Origin of the sequence: Allobosea sp. CCNWLY174 (genome assembly GCF_037120455.1) — a bacterium.
Lineage (GTDB): Bacteria > Pseudomonadota > Alphaproteobacteria > Rhizobiales > Beijerinckiaceae > Allobosea > Allobosea lupini.
Window position 1 is genome coordinate 272,116 of sequence record NZ_JBBBBQ010000002.1, and the last position, 16,849, is coordinate 288,964.

Sequence of the window (16,849 nt, forward strand, 5' to 3'; positions counted from 1 at the left end):
CTCCGTCAGGCCGCAAACCAGTTGCGCGCCGGCAGCGACTGCACGACAGGGCCCGGCACCGCCATGTCCATGCGGCCGACGACCTGGCCATGGGCGATCTTCGCCGGCTTGTCGTGCACCGGCAGCAGGAAGGCGCCGTTGGCGAGCAGCTTCTTGATCGCCGCCTTCTCCTCGCGCTTGGAGACGCCGTGATTGCCGGTGGTGCGCGGCTCGTTGGCGTGCAACTCATGGAAGGGCGAGACGATCTGGTCGTTGAAATCGTAGATCACGTCGCCGCAGATGATGGCGCGCCCTTCATTGGTGTCGACATGGACGTTCATCGAGCCTTCGGTATGGGCGCCGGCGGCCTCGAGATAGCATCCGGGGAAGAGCTCGATCATCCCCGACAGTTCGAGGTCTTCGAAGCGCAGCGCATCGCGCGTGTGCAGCCGGTCGATCAGGTGCTTGATGTCGGGCGCCGGGTATTGTGGGTGCATCAGCCCGGAGACCGAGTATTCGAGCTCGCGCCGATTGACGAGCACCGTCGTGTTCATCGGGAAGAGCTCGTCCTTGCCGGCATGGTCGATATGGAGATGGGTGTGCATGACATAGCGCACGTCGCCCATTCGCACGCCGTGCTTGGCGAGCTGGTTCTCGATCATGTTCTCGTGGAACTGGAGGCCGCGCATGCCGAGGCTCTCCATGATCTGGTTGTGGCGGTAGCCGGTGTCGACCACCACCGGCCATGGTCCGCCGAGGATCAGGAAGCCATAGGTCGGCACGCGGCGGGTGCGGCCGCAATCGCGGCCGAGCACGAGGAAGCTCGATTCCAGCTCGATGTCGCCATAGTCGAGGATCTTGATTTCGAGGGCCATGAACGTCCTCCCCTTTGATTATCGGCCGAGGCGGTAGACCCGCCTCGCGGTGTCGTTGAACACGGCTTCCTGCGCGGCTTGCGGCACGGCGGCGCGATGCGCGTCGACCAGCTCGGCATAGGACGTCCAGAGCTTTTCGATCGGGAAATTCGAGCCGAACAGGCAGCGCTCCGGTCCGAACAGCGCGAGCGTCTCGCCGATGATGAAGGCGATCGCCTCTGGATCGTTCCGGCGCAGGAAGGTGCCGAGGCCGGACAGCTTGCTCACGATGTTGGGCTGGGCTGCGAGCAGCGTCATGCCCTCGCGCCAGGCGGCGATGCCGTCCGGCGACAGGTCCTCCAGCATGCCGGCATGCTGGAGCACGAAGGTCACGTTCTGGCAGGCGGCGGCGAGCTCGGCCGCGCCCGCCATCTGGCCGGCGAAGACCTGGAGGTCGAAGCTGAAGCCATACTCCGCCAGCCGCCCGACATTGGCGACCAGGCGGGGATCGCGGGCGAGATCGGGTCCGCTGGCGAAGCGGTAGAGCGTGTTCTCGTGCCAGTGCAGTTGCATGCGCACGCCGCGCACCCGGGCGTTGCGCGCAAGCTCATCGAGTTGCGGGCGGACATCCGCGGCCAGCATGTCGGCATAGGCGACGATGGCGATCGGGAAGCCGGATTCCTCCGAGGCCTGCGAGACGTAAGTCACCTCGTCGAGATAGCGATCAGTCGCCCAATTGGCCTGGACATAGACGGCCTGCGTCACGCCCGCGGGCCGGCAGTCGCCGAGATATTCGGCGATCGGATAGTCGCGCCGGATCGGCTCGTAGGGGCCGAAGATGCGCGGCTGCATCGGGCCGAGCAGCCAGGGCAGATCGGCCTGCCGCCAGATGTGGAAATGGGAATCGACGAGACCGGTCATGCCGCCAGCGAGCCTCCGAGTGACAGGATGTGCCGGCAGATCCGCGCCGTGCTGCCGCCGTTCGACAGGCTGGCAAGGCGCGGCGCGATCAGCCGGAGCGCTTCGGTCTCCGGCCGGTAGCCGGGATCGGCCGCCAAGGGCGTCAGCCAGTCGATGCGGTGGGCGCGCTGCGCCAGCCTCGCGATCGCCGTGACCAGCGCCGAGGGATCGCCGCGTTCGAGGCCATCCGAGAGCACGACGACCACCGCGCCGCGCGCGTAAGCAGCGAAGCGCGGCACGGCGAGGAAGGCCTGGAGCGCATCGCCGATGCGGGTGCCGCCATCCCAGTCGGCGACGAGTCCGGATGCTTCCGCAAGCGCCTGCTCGCGGCGCTTGCGTCGCAGCGCCCGCGTTACGCGGGTGAGGCGGGTGCCGAAAGTGAAGACCTCGACCTGCCGGGTCGCGTGGACGATCGTATGGGCGAGGGCGAGATTGGCGTCGCTGCGCTGCTTCATCGAGCCGGAGACGTCGATCAGCAGCAGGATCGGCCGTGGCCGCGTCTCGCGCTTGAGCCGCTTCAGGCTCATCACCTCGCCGTCATGGCGGATCGCATCCTTGAGGCTGCGGGCAAGATCGACCATCGGCCCGCGTCGCGCAGCCCGGTGGCGATAGCCGCGCCTACGGGGCAGGGCGGCCGGCAGCGCCCGGCCGAAGCGGCGCAAGGTCTCGCTGTCGTCGAGCGGCTTCAGCTGGCGGATCGAGAGGGCTTCCGCGCCGGTCGCGGCCTGGCCGGTCTCGTTGGCCTCGTCGCCGATCAGCACCTCGCGCGAACCGGAATCCTCCTGGATGGACATGTCCTCGTCCGGCGCGAAATCATCGTCGCCGGGCTCGGCCAGGGCGCCGCCGAGGAAATGGAAGTCGAACAGGGCATCGAAGAGCGCGCGCTGCTCGGGATGGGGCGCAAGAGTCGCAAGCGCGGCCTTGCGGATATTTTCAACGCTGCGCGGACCGAGCAGTTCGATCGCCATCAGGAAGCTGGTCGTCTGCTCGGGCGCGGCCGCGATGCCGTGCTCGCGCAGCAGCGCCGGGAAGGCGACGAAAAGCCGGATGGCAGGGGGCAGAGGCGCGATCATGCCGCCAGCCCAGGGATGAAGAGCGGCAGGCGCGGGCGCAGATGGGCGAGGTCTTCCTCGTCCTTGATCGCAGCGCCGAGCGAGCGGCGGAAGGCCTCCGGCCACGGAGCGCCGCTCTGGGCCAGCGCCGTCGCAGCCTCGGCCCAGTCGACCGCCTCGGCGACACCCGGCGGTTTGGCGAGCGGCTCCTGCCGCAGCAGGCCGACCGCATGGACGACGGCGCGGGCCGTACCCTCGGCGACGGCGGAAGAACGCAGCATGATGATCTGCGCCTCCCGCTCGGGCTCGGGATAGGAGATGTAATGGTAGACGCAGCGCCGCCGCAGCGCTTCGTGCAATTCCCGGGTGCGGTTCGAGGTCAGGATCACCACCGGCCGCTCGGGCGCGCGCAAAGTGCCGCGCTCGGGGATCGAGATCGAGAAATCCGAGAGGAATTCGAGCAGGAAGGCCTCGAATTCATGGTCGGAGCGGTCGATCTCGTCGATCAGCAGCACGACCTGGTCTGGCCGGCGCAGCGCCGTCAGCATCGGCCGCTCGATCAGGAAATCGTCGCGGTAGATGTCGAGCTGCTCGCCGTCCTTCGCCTGCCGGATGGCGAGCATCTGGCGTGGATAGTTCCATTCGTAGAGCGCGGCGGCCGCATCGATGCCCTCGAAGCATTGCAGGCGGATGAGCTGGCGGCCGAGGATGCCGGCGAGCGCCTTGGCGGCCTCGGTCTTGCCGACGCCGGGTGCGCCTTCGAGCAGCAGCGGCTTGCCGAGCGCGAGCGAGAGGTAACCGGCCGTCGCGATGCCGTCATCGGCGAGATACATCGCCGCCTGCAGGGCCTCGGCGAGGTCCTCGGGGCTGGAAATGCCGGCGACGGTCGTCCTCAGCGCCATCGCGTCACCGCCAGTTCACCGGGCCGCCGCGGCGCGGACCGGGCTTGGCGCCACCATTGGCCTTGAGACCGCGCAGGATCTTCTCCGGCGTGATCGGCAACTCGTCGACCCTGACTCCGACGGCGTTGTAGACGGCGTTGGCGATGGCCGGCAGCACCGGGTTGGCGCACATCTCGCCCGGGCCCTTGCCGCCGAACGGGCCGTCCGGCGCCGGTCGCTCCAGCACCGTGACGTGATAGGGCGCGACATCGCCCGGTCCCGGCATCAGGTATTCGTTGAAGTCGCGCGGGCCGTGGTCGGGGCTGGGATAGTACGGCTCTGGCGTCTCATAGAGGGCGTGGCTGATGCCCATCCAGGCTCCGCCGACCAATTGCTGCTCGACCATGCGCGGATTGATGACGCGGCCGAGCTCGTAGGCGCTGGTCATCCGGAGCACCTCGACCTCGCCGGTCTCGTCGTCGACGCTGACATCCGCGACGAGGCAGGCATGGGCGAAGGCGGTGTTCGGGTTCATCTCGCCGGTCTCGGCATCGACCGCCGAGAGCGGGATCAGGAAGATGCCGCGCCCGGCAATGGTCTTGCCCTGCTTGAACTGCGCCGCCTGCGCCGTCGCCTTGACCGTGATGCTGCGCGAGGGCGCGCCGCGGACATGGATGTTGCCGCGCCCATCGGTGACGAGGTCGGCGGCATTGACCTCGAGCTCCTCGGCCGCCGCTTCGAGCAGCACGCCGCGGGCCTCGCGGGCGGCGACGATGATGGCGTTCCCCATGCGGTGCGTGCCGCGCGAGGCGAAGGAGCCCATGTCGTGCGGGCCGGTGTCGCTGTCGGCGGTGTCGACATACACATCCTCTATGGGCACGCCGAGCGTCTCGGCCGCGATCTGGCGCGAGACCTGCTTCATGCCCTGGCCGAGATCGATCGCCGAGAGCGCGACGGTGAACTTGCCGTCCGGGTTGGAATGGATCAGCGCCTGGCTCGGATCGCCGCCCAGGTTCATGCCGATCGGGTAGTTGACCGAGGCCATGCCGCGGCCTTCGTGACGTGCCATCTCAGCGCCTCCTCGTGCCGAAGACCGACGAGAACCGCACCGCGCCATGCTGGGTCTGCGCGGGTGCGGCCGGCGGTGGCGAGGCAGGCGGCGGGCTCGCCGGTTGGTGGCCGGGCGCCGGCGAATACGAACTGGCCGGCTGATAGGGCGGCGGCGCCGGCTGGTAGGCCGGAGGTGGCGGTGGCGCTGCCGGCCGCTGCGGCTCGTAGCGCGGCACCTGCGTCGGCGTCGCGCGGCCGTCGCGCGCGCCCTCCATCACCGGCTGCTTGCTCGGCGCGATCCGGCTCGTCCCAGCAGGCAGAACCTGCGTCACCGGCCCGCTGCGCGTGTCCGGCCGGCCGATCTGGCCGCGGGCATCGAGCTGGGTCGCCGGGATCTGCGCGCGCTCGCCGGCGCCGCCGCCGATCAGCGAAGACGCCCGCTTCGCCTGCTCGGACAGCGGCCAGTTCGCCTTCTCGGCCGCGACCTGCACGCATTCGACCAGCGCCGTGTTCTTGGCGGCGCGCCGATGCGGTTTCATGTCGCCATCGCGATAGGCGTTGAGAATCCGGAACTCCATCGGGTCCATGCTGGCGGCCTCAGCGAGGCGGTCCATCTGGACCTCGAGCGCGAAGTCGACCGCGGTGACGCCGAAGCCGCGCATCGCGGTCGAGGGGCAGCGATTGGTGTAGGAGACGTAGATGTCGGAGGCGACGTTGGGGATCCAGTACGGCCCCGGCACATGCGCCGTGCACTTGATCGCGGCGTAGCTCGACAGGCGCGTATAGGCGCCGGCGTCGAAATAGCTGCGGATATGGCGGGCAACAATCCGCCCGTCGCGCATCAATCCGTCCTTGATGTAGATGCGCTCGGCCCCGCGCGGCGAGCCGTAGAGCATCTCCTCCTCGCGATCGAGCACGAAGCGCACCGGGCGGCCGGTCAGCATGGCGCCGAGCACGGCGAGCGGCTCGGTCAGCGAGTCGACCTTGCCGCCGAAGCCGCCGCCGACCGTGCCGCCGATGAAATGTAGCTGGTTCGACTCCACGTCGACGATCTTGGCGGTCGTGCCCAGCGCGAAGAACAGGCCCTGGGCGCAGGAGTGCACGACATAGCGGCCGTTTTGTTCGGGCGCGGCGATCGAGCCATTGGTCTCGGTCGGCGCGTGCTCGATCGGCGACATCTGGTAGCGATGTTCCATCACGATATCGGCGCTGGCGAAGCCGCGCTCGACGTCGCCGAAGCGCAGCTTCTGATGGTCGAAGCGCTCGTGATATTCGAAGTAGTTGCCGGGATAGGTCTCGTTGACCACCGGCGCGCCAGGCTTCAGCGTCTCCTCGACATCGAAGACGGCCGGAAGCGGGTCGTAGTCGATGCGCACCAGCTTGCGCGCGGCCAGCGCCTGCGCCTCGCTGTCGGCGAGGATCGCGACGACCGGCTCGCCCTTGTAACTGACCTTGCTCACCGCCAGCGAGGGCTCGTCGTCCTTACCGAAATTGATCAGGCTGAGCAGCGTGTTCTTGTTGACCGGGACGTCGGCGCCGCGCAGCACGCGCTTGACGCCGGGCGCGCGCTCGGCCGCCGAGGTGTCGATCGAACGGATGCGGGCATGATGGTGCGGGCTGCGCACCACCTTGAGATGCAGCATGCCGTCGAAGGCGTGATCGTCGAAGAAGCGGGTGCGCGCCGTGACATGGCCCGGCATGTCCTGGCGCTGCACGCCCTTGCCGATGACGTTGAGATTGTCGTCGCGCTCGTCGGCGAAGAGGTCCTTGCGGAGTTCTAGCATGACGGCCTCCCTCAAGCCCGGCGCGCGCCGGGCGCGTTCGCCGCGGCGAGGATAGCGGCGATGATCGGCTCGTAGCCGGTGCAGCGGCAGATATTGCCGCTGATCGCCTCGACGACCTCCTCCCGGCTCGGCTGCGGGTTCTTCGCCAGCAGGGCCCGCGCCGCGGTCAGCATGCCCGGCGTGCAGAAGCCGCATTGGGCGGCGAAATGATCCATGAAGGCGTCCTGCAGCGGGTGCAGGTTCGGGCCATCGGCCATGCCGGAGGTGGTCTCGATCTGGCGACCCTCGCAGGACACGGCGAGGGTCAAGCAGGCGAGCTGCGGCTCGCCGTCGACCAGCACGGTACAGACGCCGCAAGTGCCCTGGCCGCAGCCATATTTCGGGCCGAAATCGCCGAGTCCGCGCCGGAGCGTATCGAGCAGGTTGCTCGCCGGGTCGACGAAGGTGGCGCGGTCGCTGCCGTTGAGGCGGAACTGGATGGGGAGCTTGGCCATCGGCGCCTCCTCAGCGCGGCTCGCCGGCGAGCAGCCGGCCGAGATGGACGGGGAGGATCTCGCGCCGATACCACTCGCTGGCGATCGCGTCGGTCGCCGGGCGGCAACCTTCGAGCGCCGCCTGCTTCGCCGCCTGGATCGCGCTCTGGTCGAGCGGCTTGCCGTCGAGCGCGCGCGCGACGCCGCGGGCGCGGATCGGGGTCGGCGCCATCGCGCCATAGGCGACGCGCGCCTGCGCGATCCGGCCGCCCGCAAGCGGCAGATGCGCCGCGATCGAGAGCAGCGAGATGCCCTTCGGCTTCACCCGGCTGATCTTGCGGAAATGGAACTCGGCCGGGTTCTGCGGCCGGGCGAACTGCACAGCCGTCACCAGCCCCTGGCCGCCGCGCTCGCGGGCGCTGAGGAAATCCTCCAGAGCCACCGCCCGGCCCGAGCCGTAGCCGGATTGCAGCACGACCTGCGCATCGAGCGCCAGCAGTGCCACTGTGAAGTCGCCATAGGGCGCCGCGGCGAAGAGATTGCCGCCTATCGTCGCCATCGTCCGGACCGCCGGGCCGCCGATGGCGCGCGCCGCGGCATGCAAAAAGGCGAGCTCGCGATTGGCCAGCACCATCGCCATGGTCACCCCGGCGCCGAGTTCGATGCGGGCGCCGCCAGCGCTTATCTGGCGGAAGGCCGGATCGGTGACGCGCACCAGCGTGCCCTCGGTCAAACGGCCCTCGTTGACGTCGCGCATCACCAGCGTGCCGCCGCCGATCAAGAGCGCCTGGCGGTCGCCGGAGAGGATGCCGGCGGCTTCCGACAGGCTGGCGCAGGTTCGCAGATCGAGCATGTCAGGCCTCCTCGCCGACGATCGCCGGCAGGCGGCGCACCGCCTCGATGCCGTTGGTGTAGACCTCGTCGCCGACCAGCCTGGCGAGCTCGGCCTCGCGTCCCGGCGGCGTGGTGAAGCGGCTCTCCCAGTGCCAGAAGCTGCGATTGCCGTCCGTCACCGGCAGCAAACGGACATGGGCAACATAGTTGAACAGCGGGATCGGCGTATCGAGCAGGCAATAGCTGAAGGTCATCTCGAGGTCTGAGAGGGTCAGCAATTGCTCGCGCAATTCGCTGCCGTCGCGCAGCTGGAAGCGCCTGATGCAGCCGACCCGGTCCGGCGGATAGGCGCGCTCGATCTCGCTCCTCGCCACGATCGGATGCCAGCGGTCATGCCCGTTGAAGTCGCGCAGGACCGACCAGAGCCGGTCCACCGGCGCATCGATGATCGTGCTGCGGACCACATGGGGCATGGCTATCCCCCGAAGGCGCGCTTGAGGGCGTCGAAGCCGCCCTGGAAGACATTGGTGCCGATGCCGGCGACGAGCTCGGCCTCCTTGTCAGGCGCACAGTCGAAATCGGCCGACCATTCGATGAAGGTGCGCTCCTGGTCGGTGATCGGCGTCAGCCTGAGCGTCGCGACGTAGTTGGTCAGCGGCATCGGCGAGTCCAGGATCGAATAGGTGCAGAACATGTCGTAGTCGGAGAGGCCGAGCAGCTGCTCGCGCAAACGGTCGCCGCTGCGCAGCGAGAAGGCGCGGATGCAGCCGACCTTGTCGGCCGGCTCGCCATTCTCGATCCGGCTCTCGGCGATGCGCGGATGCCAGTTCGGCAGCCCGTTGAAGTCGCGCACCCTGGCCCAGACCTTGGCGGCCGGGGCGGCGATGACGCTGGAGACGTAGACGCGGGCCATCGCTCAGCGCCTCACGACTTCTTGCCGGAGCCGGAACGGCCGCCGCCTTCAGGAGCGGGAGGGGGCTCGCCAGCCTCCTTCGGTTTGGCCGGCTGCGCCTCCTTGGCGACGCGCTGCATGTCCGAGGCCTCGCGCATCAGCCCGCCCATCTTGGCGAGATTGCCGCCCTCGATGCCGATCTCCTTCAGCACCTGGTCGATCATCGGCGCCTGGACCCGGTAGCGCAGCGCCGATTCGATCACCTCGTCGGTCGGCGAGCGCGCTGCGCCGCCGGCGCCGCTCGCTCCCGCCCCGCCGGCGAGCCCGTCGACATGTAGGATGCGGATGCCCTCGATCTTCTCCATCGGCTTGACGCTCTCGCGCACGATGCCCTCGATCTTGTCGAGCAAGCGGCGCCGGAACAGCCCGTAGCGGGCGCCGTCGCTGAGCACGTTCTCGGCCTCGTAGAGCAGCTTCTGCGCCTCGGCCTCGACAGCACGGCGCACCTTCTCGGCCTCGGCCGCGATGCGCGCCTCCGCTGCGGCCTTCTCGGCGAGCAGGATCTCGACGGTCTTGCGCCGCTGGGCGCTCTCGCTCTCGCGGACGGTCTTGACCTTCTCCTCGGCCTCGACGGCCTTGGCGCGCGCGATCTCGGCATTGGCCTGCGCCGCCGATTCCTCCAGCGACTTGGCGTAGAGTGCGATCGCCTTGTCCATGGCGGCCGTCTCGACCTCGCGCTCGCGCCCGATCTCGAGCTTGCGCAGCTCGCGCTGGCGGCCGATACGGGCTTCGTCGAGGCCGCGATCGGACGAGATGCGGGCGCGCTCGACCTCCTCGTTCGCGACGATCTGCGCCTCCTGCAGCGCCTGGTTGCGGGCGATTTCCAGTTGCTCCAGCGCGCGGCGGCGCTCGATCCTGACCGCTTCCAGCGCCTGCTCGCGGGCGATGTCGACGGTCTCGACCTGCTGGCGCGCCGTGATCTCGGCCTGGCGCAGCGCCTTGTCGGCGTCGGTGCGCTCGACCTTCTTGGTCGCGAGCACGATCGCGCGCTGCTCTTCGGCGACCTCGATTGCTTCCTTCTGGGCGATCTGCGCGATCTCGCGCGTCCTGGTCGAGGTGATGCGCTCCTGGTCGAGCTTCAGCTCGATCGCAATGCGCTGACGCTCGACCGCGTCGCGGCGCTTGAGCTCGGCACCATCGAGTTCGGCCGCGCGCTTGATCTCCAGCTCCTTTGTTGCGAGTTCCGCGGCGATGCGCTCGGCGGCGACGGCCTTCTCCTGCGCGATCCTGGCGGCTTCGGTCGCCTCGCGCGCGGAAATCTCGGCGGTGTCGATCGCCTGGTTGCGGGCGATTTCGAGGCTGCGCACATCCTCGTCGCGGCGGATGCGTGCGCTCGAAATGGTCTGCTCCTGCGTGATGCGGGCCTTCTCGGTCGCCTCGCGCGAGGCGATCTCCGCCGTCTCGATCGCTTCGGTGCGCCCGATCTCGAGCAGGCGGGTGCGCTGGTCGAGCGCGATGCGGTCGGCCGCGACCGCGTTCTCCTGGGCGATGCGGGCCTTCTCGATCGCTTCGCGGGCAGCGATCTCGGCCTCGTCGAGCGCCCGGTTGCGCGCGATCTGGAGCGCGCGGACACGCTCCTCCTGCGAGATGCGGGCGGTCTCGACCGATTCACGCGCCGCGATGTCGTCCTGCTCCAGCGCGCGGGTACGCTCGATCTCGCGGTTGCGGACCTCCTGCTCGCGGGTGATGCGCTCGGAGTTGACCGCGGTCTCCTGCTGTATGCGGGCCTTCTCGGTGGATTCGCGTGCCTCGATCTCGGCCGCTTCCAGCACCCTGGTGCGCTCGATTTCCTTCTGCCGGATCTCGCGCTCGGAGGCGATGCGGGCGGCGTTGACTGCCTGCTCGTTGGCGATGCGCGCCTTCTCGACCTGCTCGCGCGCGGCGATCTCGGCCTCCTCGACGGCTTGTGTCCGGGCGATCTCCTGCTGGCGGATGTCCCGCTCCGAGGCGATGCGCGCCTCGCTGATCGCGCGCTCATTGGCGATGCGCGACTTCTCGATCTCCTCGCGCGACGTGATCTGCGCCTGCTCGGCCTCGGTGTCGCGGACGGCGCGCTCGCGGGCGACCTCGGCGCGCTGCATGGCGCGCTTGATCTCGATCTCGCGCTGCTGGTCCAGCCGTGCCGCCTCGCTCTCGCGCTCGATGTCGAGCGCCTGGCGCTCGGCTTCGAGATTGCGGGTGCGGATGCGGATCATCGAGTCCTGCTCGATGTCGTTGCGCAGCTTCCGCTTGTCCTCGATCTCCTCGATAATCCGGGTCAGACCGGCGGCGTCGAAGCGGTTGGACGGGTTGAAATATTGCAGGTCGGTCTGGTCGAGATCGGTGAGCGCGACCGATTCCAGTACGAGGCCGTTCTGGTCCAGCGCCTCGGCGGCAGCGTCCTTGACGCGCTGGACGTAGGAACCGCGCTGCTCGTGCATCTCCTCCATGGTCATCTCGGAGGCGACGGTGCGCAGCGCCGAGATGAACTTGCCGGAGAGCAGCGCATTGAGCTGGTCCGGCTGCAAGGTGCGCCGGCCGAGCGTGGCGGCGGCGACCGAGACCGACTGCCGCTCCGGCTTCACCCGGACGTAGAATTCGGCGTCGATGTCGACCCGCATGCGGTCTCGGGTGATCAGTGCGTCGTTGTTCGCCCGCGTGACCGCAAGCTGCAGCACGTTCATGTTGACCGGCGTGACGTCGTGGATGATCGGCAGCACGAAGGCGCCGCCATTGATCACCACCTTTTCGCCGAACAGGCCGGTGCGGACGAAGGAGACCTCCTTCGAGGACCGGCGATAGAGCCAGTTCACCAGATAGACGACGATGGCGATGACGATCACCGCCGCGATCAGCCAGAGGATCAGCGATCCGATCAGTTGCCCGGTCATGGTGACGTTCTCCCCGCCAGCGTCGCGTTCTCTTTTTTCTCAGCCCTCATCCTGAGGAGCGCCGCAGGCGCGTCTCGAAGGATGCTCCAGCGCGATCCGAAGACATCTGGACCATCCTTCGAGACGCCGCTCCGCGGCTCCTCAGGATGAGGGCTGAGGAAGAGCCGAATGCTCATGGTTTCCTGCTCCCGCCGGCCTTGCGCGCCGGCTTTCCCGTCGCCGCCGAGCGGCCGATCCGCTTGAAGGCGCTGGTCTGGTCGCGGATCGCGACCTCGACCGGCAGGCGCTCCATCGAGGACGCGCCGTAGAAGCCGTGGCAATGCGTCGTGTTCTTCATGATGAAGTCGGCATCCGCCGGTTCCGCGACCGGCCCGCCATGGACGAGGATGATCGCGTCCTTCTTCACCGCGAGCGCAGCCTTGGCCCAGCGCTCGACCAGCGCCGGGCAGTCCTTCAGCTTGAGCGCGGTTTCGGCGCCGATCGAGCCGCCGGTGGTCAACCCGAGATGGCAGACGATGATGTCGGCGCCGGCTTTCGCCATGGCGCGGGCATCCTCCTCGCAGAAGACGTAAGGGGTGGTCAGCAGGCCCTTGGCATTGGCGAGGGCGATCATTTCGACCTCGAGCCCGAAGCCCATGCCGGTCTCTTCGAGATTGGCGCGGAAGGTGCCGTCGATCAGCCCGACGGTCGGGAAGTTCTGCACGCCGGCGAAACCGAGGCGCTTCACCTCGTCGAGAAAGACGTCCATGCGCCGGAACGGGTCGGTGCCGCAGACGCCGGCGATCACCGGCGTGTTCCTCACCACCGGCAGCACCTCGGCCGCCATCTCCATGACGATCGCATTGGCGTCGCCATAGGGCATCAAACCGGAGAGAGAGCCGCGGCCGGCCATGCGGTAGCGGCCGGAATTGTAGATGACGATCAGGTCGATCCCACCGGCTTCCTCGCACTTTGCCGAAAGGCCGGTGCCGGCGCCGCCACCCACGATCGGCTCGCCTTTGGCGATCATCGCCCGGAAGCGCTTCAGCAGGGCCTTCTTGTCGAAGCTCGTCATGATCTGCCTCCGCCGGCCCGCTCGCGGCGCCGGCCGGCATGCAGTGTGCGGAACTGCTGCACCAGAGCGGCGGCGAAGGCGGGGTCGTTGATGTGGAGCGGCAGGCGGATCAGCTGCCGTTGGGGGCCGGTGCGCACGGTCTGCTCCAGCGCCTGGAACAGGGCGGCGTCGGCGGCCGGATCGTGGAAGGCCTGGCCGGGCGCATCCAGCGCGGAGACGCCGAGCTCGGGGATCAGGAAGCGGACCGGCCCTTCCATCTGGTTCAGCCGTTCGCCGATCCAGCGGCCCATCCGGGCGTTCTCCTCCGCCGTCGTCCGCATCAGGGTGATCTGCGGGTTGTGCGGATAGAGCAGCCGGCCGCGATAGCGCTCCGGCACCGTCTCGGGCGCGAAGAAGTTGACCATGTCGAGCGCGCCGACCGAGCCGACATAGGGGACGCGGGTGCGGATGATCGCGCCGAAGCGGTCCTCGGTCGCCGGCAGCAGGCCGCCCATCAGCAGGTCGCAGATCTCGGTGGTCGTGACGTCGATCACCGCGCCGACGAGGCCGGACTCGACCAGCTTCTCCATTGCGCGCCCGCCGGTGCCGGTGGCGTGGAAGACGAGCGGCTCCCAGTCGTCGGCGAGGAGCTTGGAGACCTGCTGCACGCAAGCCGTGGTGACGCCGAACATGGTGAGCCCGACCAGCGGCTTCTCCACCTCGCGGCGGCGCGAGGGCTCAGGCTTCAGCTCGGCGAGGCGGGCCTTGGCCATGGCGGCGATGGCGTGCGCGCCATTGCCGAGCACGAGGCGGGAGACACGGTTGACGCCTTGCACGTCGGTGACGGCGTGCAGCATGGCGATGTCGGTGGCGCCGACATAGGCGCGGACGTCGCCGGAGGCCATGGTCGAGATCATCAGCTTGGGCAGGCCGACCGGCAGCGCCTGCATCGCCGGCGTCACCATCGCCGTTGCGCCCGAGCCGCCGGCCGAGATGATGCCGAGCAGCCCTTGCTGGCGCGGCAGCCAGGCCTTGAAGGCCTCGGTCATCGCCGCCACCGCCGTGCCGCGATCGCCGGAGGAGATGCCGGCCGAACCTTTCGGCGAGGCGAGTGCGATCTCCTGTGGAGTGACGTCGCCGCCGGCACTGCGGCCGGAGGTAGAAAGATCGACGAGACGGGTGCGCAAGCCCTCGGCGCGGATCAGGTCGCGGATGAAGCGCAGTTCCTCGCCCTTGGTGTCGAGCGTGCCGGCGACGACGACATAAGGCTCGCTGCTCGCCGCGGCGGCGAGCGGCCGGATCGCACCGACAGGCTGGCCATCGCGCGTTGCCAATGTCGGGCGCGAGATGGTGCGGGCCTGCGCCTCGATCCGCGCCGCCGGCACGGCTTGCGACCAGCGGTTCGGGATGGCCGGGTTCGAAACGTAGACACGGATCGGTCCGGCCGGCACCGGAGCGGCAGACCGTGAGGTTCCGGCTGCCGGGGCCGCGTCCGCCGCCGCATCGGTTTCGTCATGGCCATGGCGGCCGACGCCGAGCAGGCGCTGCTGCAGGTCGCGGTCGCCGGCCAGCGTCGCCGAGGGAATGATGCGGTTGATCCGGCCGTTGACCATGATCGCGACGGGATCGGACATCTGCGTGGCGACGCCGATGTTCTGCTCGATCACCAGGATTGCGACGTCGCCCTGCTCGGCGAGGCGGACCAGCATCTCCTCGACATGGGCGACGATGACCGGTGCCAGCCCCTCGGTCGGCTCGTCCATGACGAGGAGGCGCGGGTTGAGCAGGAGCGCGCGGCTGATCGCCAGCATCTGCTGCTCGCCGCCGGAGAGCTGTCCGCCGCCATTGTTGCGGCGCTCGGCCAGGCGCGGGAAGACTTCGTAGATGCGCTCCGGCGTCCAGGCGCCGCGCTTGCCGCGCTGCATCAGCCGCAGATGCTCGTCGACCGTCAGCGAGCGCCAGAGCCGGCGGCCCTGCGGCACATAGCCGATGCCGAGCCGCGCCACCTCGGCCGGCGAGCGGCCGGCGATCTCCTCGCCGAAGAAGCGGATCGAGCCCGACGCGATCGGCACCAACCCCATGATCGCCTTGCACATGGTGGTCTTGCCCATGCCGTTGCGGCCTACGACGGAGAGGACACCGTGCTGCAGCGTGAGATCGACGCCCTGGACGGCGTGCGAGCGGCCATAGAAGACGTTCAAGCCTGCGATCTGCAGGATCGGGATGCCGGCCGGGGGCGGGGCTTTAAGGCGCTCAGCCATGGCCGCCCCCGAGATAGAGTTCCTGCACCTCGGGATCGGATTCGATCTCGTCCGGCCGCCCTTCCTTGAAGATGCGGCCATTGTGCATCATCGTCACGCTCTCGACGACGCGCAGCGCCACGTCCATGTCGTGCTCGATGATGATGTAGCCGATATGGGCCGGCAGCGAGGTCAGGATCTGGACGAGGTCGGCCCGCTCGGTCGGCGACAGGCCGGCCGCCGGCTCGTCGAACAGGATGAAGCGCGGTGCGCCCGACAGAGCAAGGGCGATCTCGAGCTGGCGCTGCTGGCCATAGGCGAGTTCGCCGACCAGACGATCCTTGACCGCAGTGAGATGGACGGCGTCGACCAGGCTCTCGGCCGTGTGCTGGAGCGTGTCGTCGCGCCGCGGCCGGCGCAACGAGAAGCGGTTCCGCGAGACCCCGCGACAGGCGAGATAGACATTGTCGATCACCGTCAGGCCGGTGAAGAGCGAGGAAATCTGGTAGGTACGCCTGAGGCCGCGGCGGATGCGTTCATGCGGCGGGAAGGCCGTCACATCTTCGCCGAAGAAGCGGATGACGCCGGAGCTGGGCGAAAAATCGCCGGTGACGCAGTTGAACAGCGTGGTCTTGCCGGCGCCGTTCGAGCCGAGCACGGCGCGCCGCTCGCCGGGGCGGACCGAGAGCGTGACGTCTGACAGGGCCGCGAGCGCCCCGAACAGGCGCGAGACGCCGCGCAGTTCGAGCGCATTGCCCGAGCTGCCCGTATTCAGCCGCTCCAGGCTCGGCACGGCGCTCATGGCGCGCCTCCGCCGGTCCGCATTTGTGCATCCTGCGCCTCGCGGCTCTTGCGATAGCGCTCGCGCAGCCGCTGCCAGATGCCGATCAGTCCGTCCGGCGAGAACAGCACGATGACGAGGAAGCCGAAGCCGATCAGCAATTGATAGCGCTTGCCTTCGAGCCCGACCCAGTCGAGCAAATCGAGGGCGAAAGTCCGCAGCAGAACATAGACCAGCGCGCCGATGAAGGGGCCGATCGGCCGGCTCAAGCCCCCGACCACGGCGATGATCAGCATGTCGACCACCGGGCCGACGCCGCCCGTTCCCGGCGAGACTTGGCGCTGGTACCAGACCAGCAGCACGCCGGCGAAGGCGGCGATCACCGCAGCGAAGGCATAGGCGGCGATGCGATGGGCGACGACATCGAAGCCGAGCGCCGCCATGCGCCTCGGATTGTCGCGGGTGCCCTGCAGAGCGAGGCCGAAGGGCGCCCGCGAGACATAGACGACCACGGCATAGGCCAGGGCGGCAAAGCCGAGCGTCAGGTAATAGAACGGCACGGTGCCGCCCCAGTCGATACCGAGGAAGACGGGTGGCATCACCCCGTTGAAGCCGCTGAAGCCGTTGAAGATCGTGTAGTTCTGCAGCGTCAGGTAGTAGAAGGCCGAGCCGATCGCGAGCGTGATCATGATCGTATAGATGCCCTCGGTCCGGACCGAGAGCGCACCGCCCAGCGTGCCGAACAAGGTGGCGAGCAGGATCGCGACCGGCACTGCCGTCCACCACGGCCATTTCAGGCTGATCTGAGTGATGGCGCTCTCGCCAAAGATCGCGACGAGATAGGCGGCGAAGGCCGCTACCGTCATCTGGATCAGGCTGACGATGCCGCCATAGCCGGCGAGGAACATCAGGCTGAGCGCGATCATGCCGAGGATCATCGCGTAGGCGAGGATCTGGACGAGCCAGAACGGGCTTGCGATCAGCGGCATCACCAGAAGCAGCGCCGCGACGATCCAGAAGGCGGTGCCCTGCCGGGCGATCACCTCGGCGAGGCCCTCGCGGGGCCGCGGGGTGGCGATCGCGAGGCGGGGTTCGGCCAGCGCCAT

At 68.7% G+C, this 16,849-nt stretch carries 15 protein-coding genes; all 15 read right to left on the reverse strand.

What is annotated here, in order from left to right:
* Positions 1 to 5: 5 nt before the first annotated feature.
* A complete protein-coding gene (locus V7S63_RS08080; RefSeq protein ID WP_126111056.1) occupies positions 6 to 854 on the reverse strand; it encodes an N-acyl homoserine lactonase family protein in 849 nt (282 codons plus the stop codon).
* Between the two features lie 18 nt (positions 855 to 872).
* Positions 873 to 1,754, reverse strand: a complete 882-nt coding sequence (locus tag V7S63_RS08085; protein ID WP_336529842.1) for an amidohydrolase family protein — start codon at positions 1,752 to 1,754, stop codon at positions 873 to 875.
* Positions 1,751 to 2,866 carry a vWA domain-containing protein gene (locus tag V7S63_RS08090; protein WP_336529843.1) on the reverse strand — a complete coding sequence of 372 codons (1,116 nt, stop codon included), beginning with the start codon at positions 2,864 to 2,866 and terminating at the stop codon, positions 1,751 to 1,753. The genes V7S63_RS08085 and V7S63_RS08090 overlap by 4 nt, the downstream gene beginning before the upstream one ends.
* The gene (locus tag V7S63_RS08095) at positions 2,863 to 3,747 is read right to left on the reverse strand and encodes an AAA family ATPase (protein WP_336529844.1); all 885 of its coding nucleotides are present in this window, start codon (positions 3,745 to 3,747) and stop codon (positions 2,863 to 2,865) included. The genes V7S63_RS08090 and V7S63_RS08095 overlap by 4 nt, the downstream gene beginning before the upstream one ends.
* A gap of 4 nt (positions 3,748 to 3,751) precedes the next feature.
* A complete protein-coding gene (locus V7S63_RS08100; protein ID WP_336529845.1) occupies positions 3,752 to 4,795 on the reverse strand; it encodes a xanthine dehydrogenase family protein molybdopterin-binding subunit in 1,044 nt (347 codons plus the stop codon).
* A gap of 1 nt (position 4,796) precedes the next feature.
* The gene (locus V7S63_RS08105; protein WP_336529846.1) at positions 4,797 to 6,560 is read right to left on the reverse strand and encodes a xanthine dehydrogenase family protein molybdopterin-binding subunit; all 1,764 of its coding nucleotides are present in this window, start codon (positions 6,558 to 6,560) and stop codon (positions 4,797 to 4,799) included.
* 11 nt (positions 6,561 to 6,571) lie between these two features.
* A complete protein-coding gene (locus tag V7S63_RS08110; protein ID WP_091838479.1) occupies positions 6,572 to 7,054 on the reverse strand; it encodes a (2Fe-2S)-binding protein in 483 nt (160 codons plus the stop codon).
* A gap of 10 nt (positions 7,055 to 7,064) precedes the next feature.
* Positions 7,065 to 7,886 (reverse strand): FAD binding domain-containing protein, encoded by an 822-nt coding sequence (locus tag V7S63_RS08115; protein WP_336529847.1) that lies wholly within the window; start codon positions 7,884 to 7,886, stop codon positions 7,065 to 7,067.
* Position 7,887: 1 nt separating this feature from the next.
* Positions 7,888 to 8,340 (reverse strand): SRPBCC family protein, encoded by a 453-nt coding sequence (locus tag V7S63_RS08120; RefSeq protein WP_091838489.1) that lies wholly within the window; start codon positions 8,338 to 8,340, stop codon positions 7,888 to 7,890.
* Positions 8,341 to 8,342: 2 nt separating this feature from the next.
* Positions 8,343 to 8,780, reverse strand: a complete 438-nt coding sequence (locus V7S63_RS08125; protein ID WP_091838493.1) for an SRPBCC family protein — start codon at positions 8,778 to 8,780, stop codon at positions 8,343 to 8,345.
* 11 nt (positions 8,781 to 8,791) lie between these two features.
* On the reverse strand, positions 8,792 to 11,689 hold the full coding sequence (locus tag V7S63_RS08130) for a flotillin family protein (protein WP_336529848.1): 2,898 nt from the start codon (positions 11,687 to 11,689) through the stop codon (positions 8,792 to 8,794).
* A 172-nt stretch (positions 11,690 to 11,861) separates the two neighbouring features.
* Complete coding sequence (locus tag V7S63_RS08135) at positions 11,862 to 12,743, reverse strand: phosphoenolpyruvate hydrolase family protein (protein WP_336529849.1); 882 nt, start codon at positions 12,741 to 12,743, stop codon at positions 11,862 to 11,864.
* Positions 12,740 to 14,983, reverse strand: coding sequence for an ABC transporter permease (locus V7S63_RS08140; protein WP_336529850.1), 2,244 nt, complete (start codon positions 14,981 to 14,983; stop codon positions 12,740 to 12,742). The genes V7S63_RS08135 and V7S63_RS08140 overlap by 4 nt, the downstream gene beginning before the upstream one ends.
* Positions 14,976 to 15,764 carry an ABC transporter ATP-binding protein gene (locus V7S63_RS08145; protein ID WP_336529851.1) on the reverse strand — a complete coding sequence of 263 codons (789 nt, stop codon included), beginning with the start codon at positions 15,762 to 15,764 and terminating at the stop codon, positions 14,976 to 14,978. The genes V7S63_RS08140 and V7S63_RS08145 overlap by 8 nt, the downstream gene beginning before the upstream one ends.
* Positions 15,761 to 16,849, reverse strand: a complete 1,089-nt coding sequence (locus tag V7S63_RS08150) for a branched-chain amino acid ABC transporter permease (RefSeq protein WP_091838510.1) — start codon at positions 16,847 to 16,849, stop codon at positions 15,761 to 15,763. The genes V7S63_RS08145 and V7S63_RS08150 overlap by 4 nt, the downstream gene beginning before the upstream one ends.

Coding starts and splice junctions, on each gene's coding strand:
- V7S63_RS08135 (WP_336529849.1), bottom strand. CDS start 12,743: ATGACGAGCTTCGACAAGAAGGCCCTGCTGAAGCGCTTCCGGGCGATG.
- V7S63_RS08090 (WP_336529843.1), bottom strand. CDS start 2,866: ATGATCGCGCCTCTGCCCCCTGCCATCCGGCTTTTCGTCGCCTTCCCG.
- V7S63_RS08115 (WP_336529847.1), bottom strand. CDS start 7,886: ATGCTCGATCTGCGAACCTGCGCCAGCCTGTCGGAAGCCGCCGGCATC.
- V7S63_RS08100 (WP_336529845.1), bottom strand. CDS start 4,795: ATGGCACGTCACGAAGGCCGCGGCATGGCCTCGGTCAACTACCCGATC.
- V7S63_RS08130 (WP_336529848.1), bottom strand. CDS start 11,689: ATGACCGGGCAACTGATCGGATCGCTGATCCTCTGGCTGATCGCGGCG.
- V7S63_RS08095 (WP_336529844.1), bottom strand. CDS start 3,747: ATGGCGCTGAGGACGACCGTCGCCGGCATTTCCAGCCCCGAGGACCTC.
- V7S63_RS08110 (WP_091838479.1), bottom strand. CDS start 7,054: ATGGCCAAGCTCCCCATCCAGTTCCGCCTCAACGGCAGCGACCGCGCC.
- V7S63_RS08145 (WP_336529851.1), bottom strand. CDS start 15,764: ATGAGCGCCGTGCCGAGCCTGGAGCGGCTGAATACGGGCAGCTCGGGC.
- V7S63_RS08085 (WP_336529842.1), bottom strand. CDS start 1,754: ATGACCGGTCTCGTCGATTCCCATTTCCACATCTGGCGGCAGGCCGAT.
- V7S63_RS08120 (WP_091838489.1), bottom strand. CDS start 8,340: ATGCCCCATGTGGTCCGCAGCACGATCATCGATGCGCCGGTGGACCGG.
- V7S63_RS08105 (WP_336529846.1), bottom strand. CDS start 6,560: ATGCTAGAACTCCGCAAGGACCTCTTCGCCGACGAGCGCGACGACAAT.
- V7S63_RS08150 (WP_091838510.1), bottom strand. CDS start 16,849: ATGGCGCTGGCCGAACCCCGCCTCGCGATCGCCACCCCGCGGCCCCGC.
- V7S63_RS08080 (WP_126111056.1), bottom strand. CDS start 854: ATGGCCCTCGAAATCAAGATCCTCGACTATGGCGACATCGAGCTGGAA.
- V7S63_RS08125 (WP_091838493.1), bottom strand. CDS start 8,780: ATGGCCCGCGTCTACGTCTCCAGCGTCATCGCCGCCCCGGCCGCCAAG.
- V7S63_RS08140 (WP_336529850.1), bottom strand. CDS start 14,983: ATGGCTGAGCGCCTTAAAGCCCCGCCCCCGGCCGGCATCCCGATCCTG.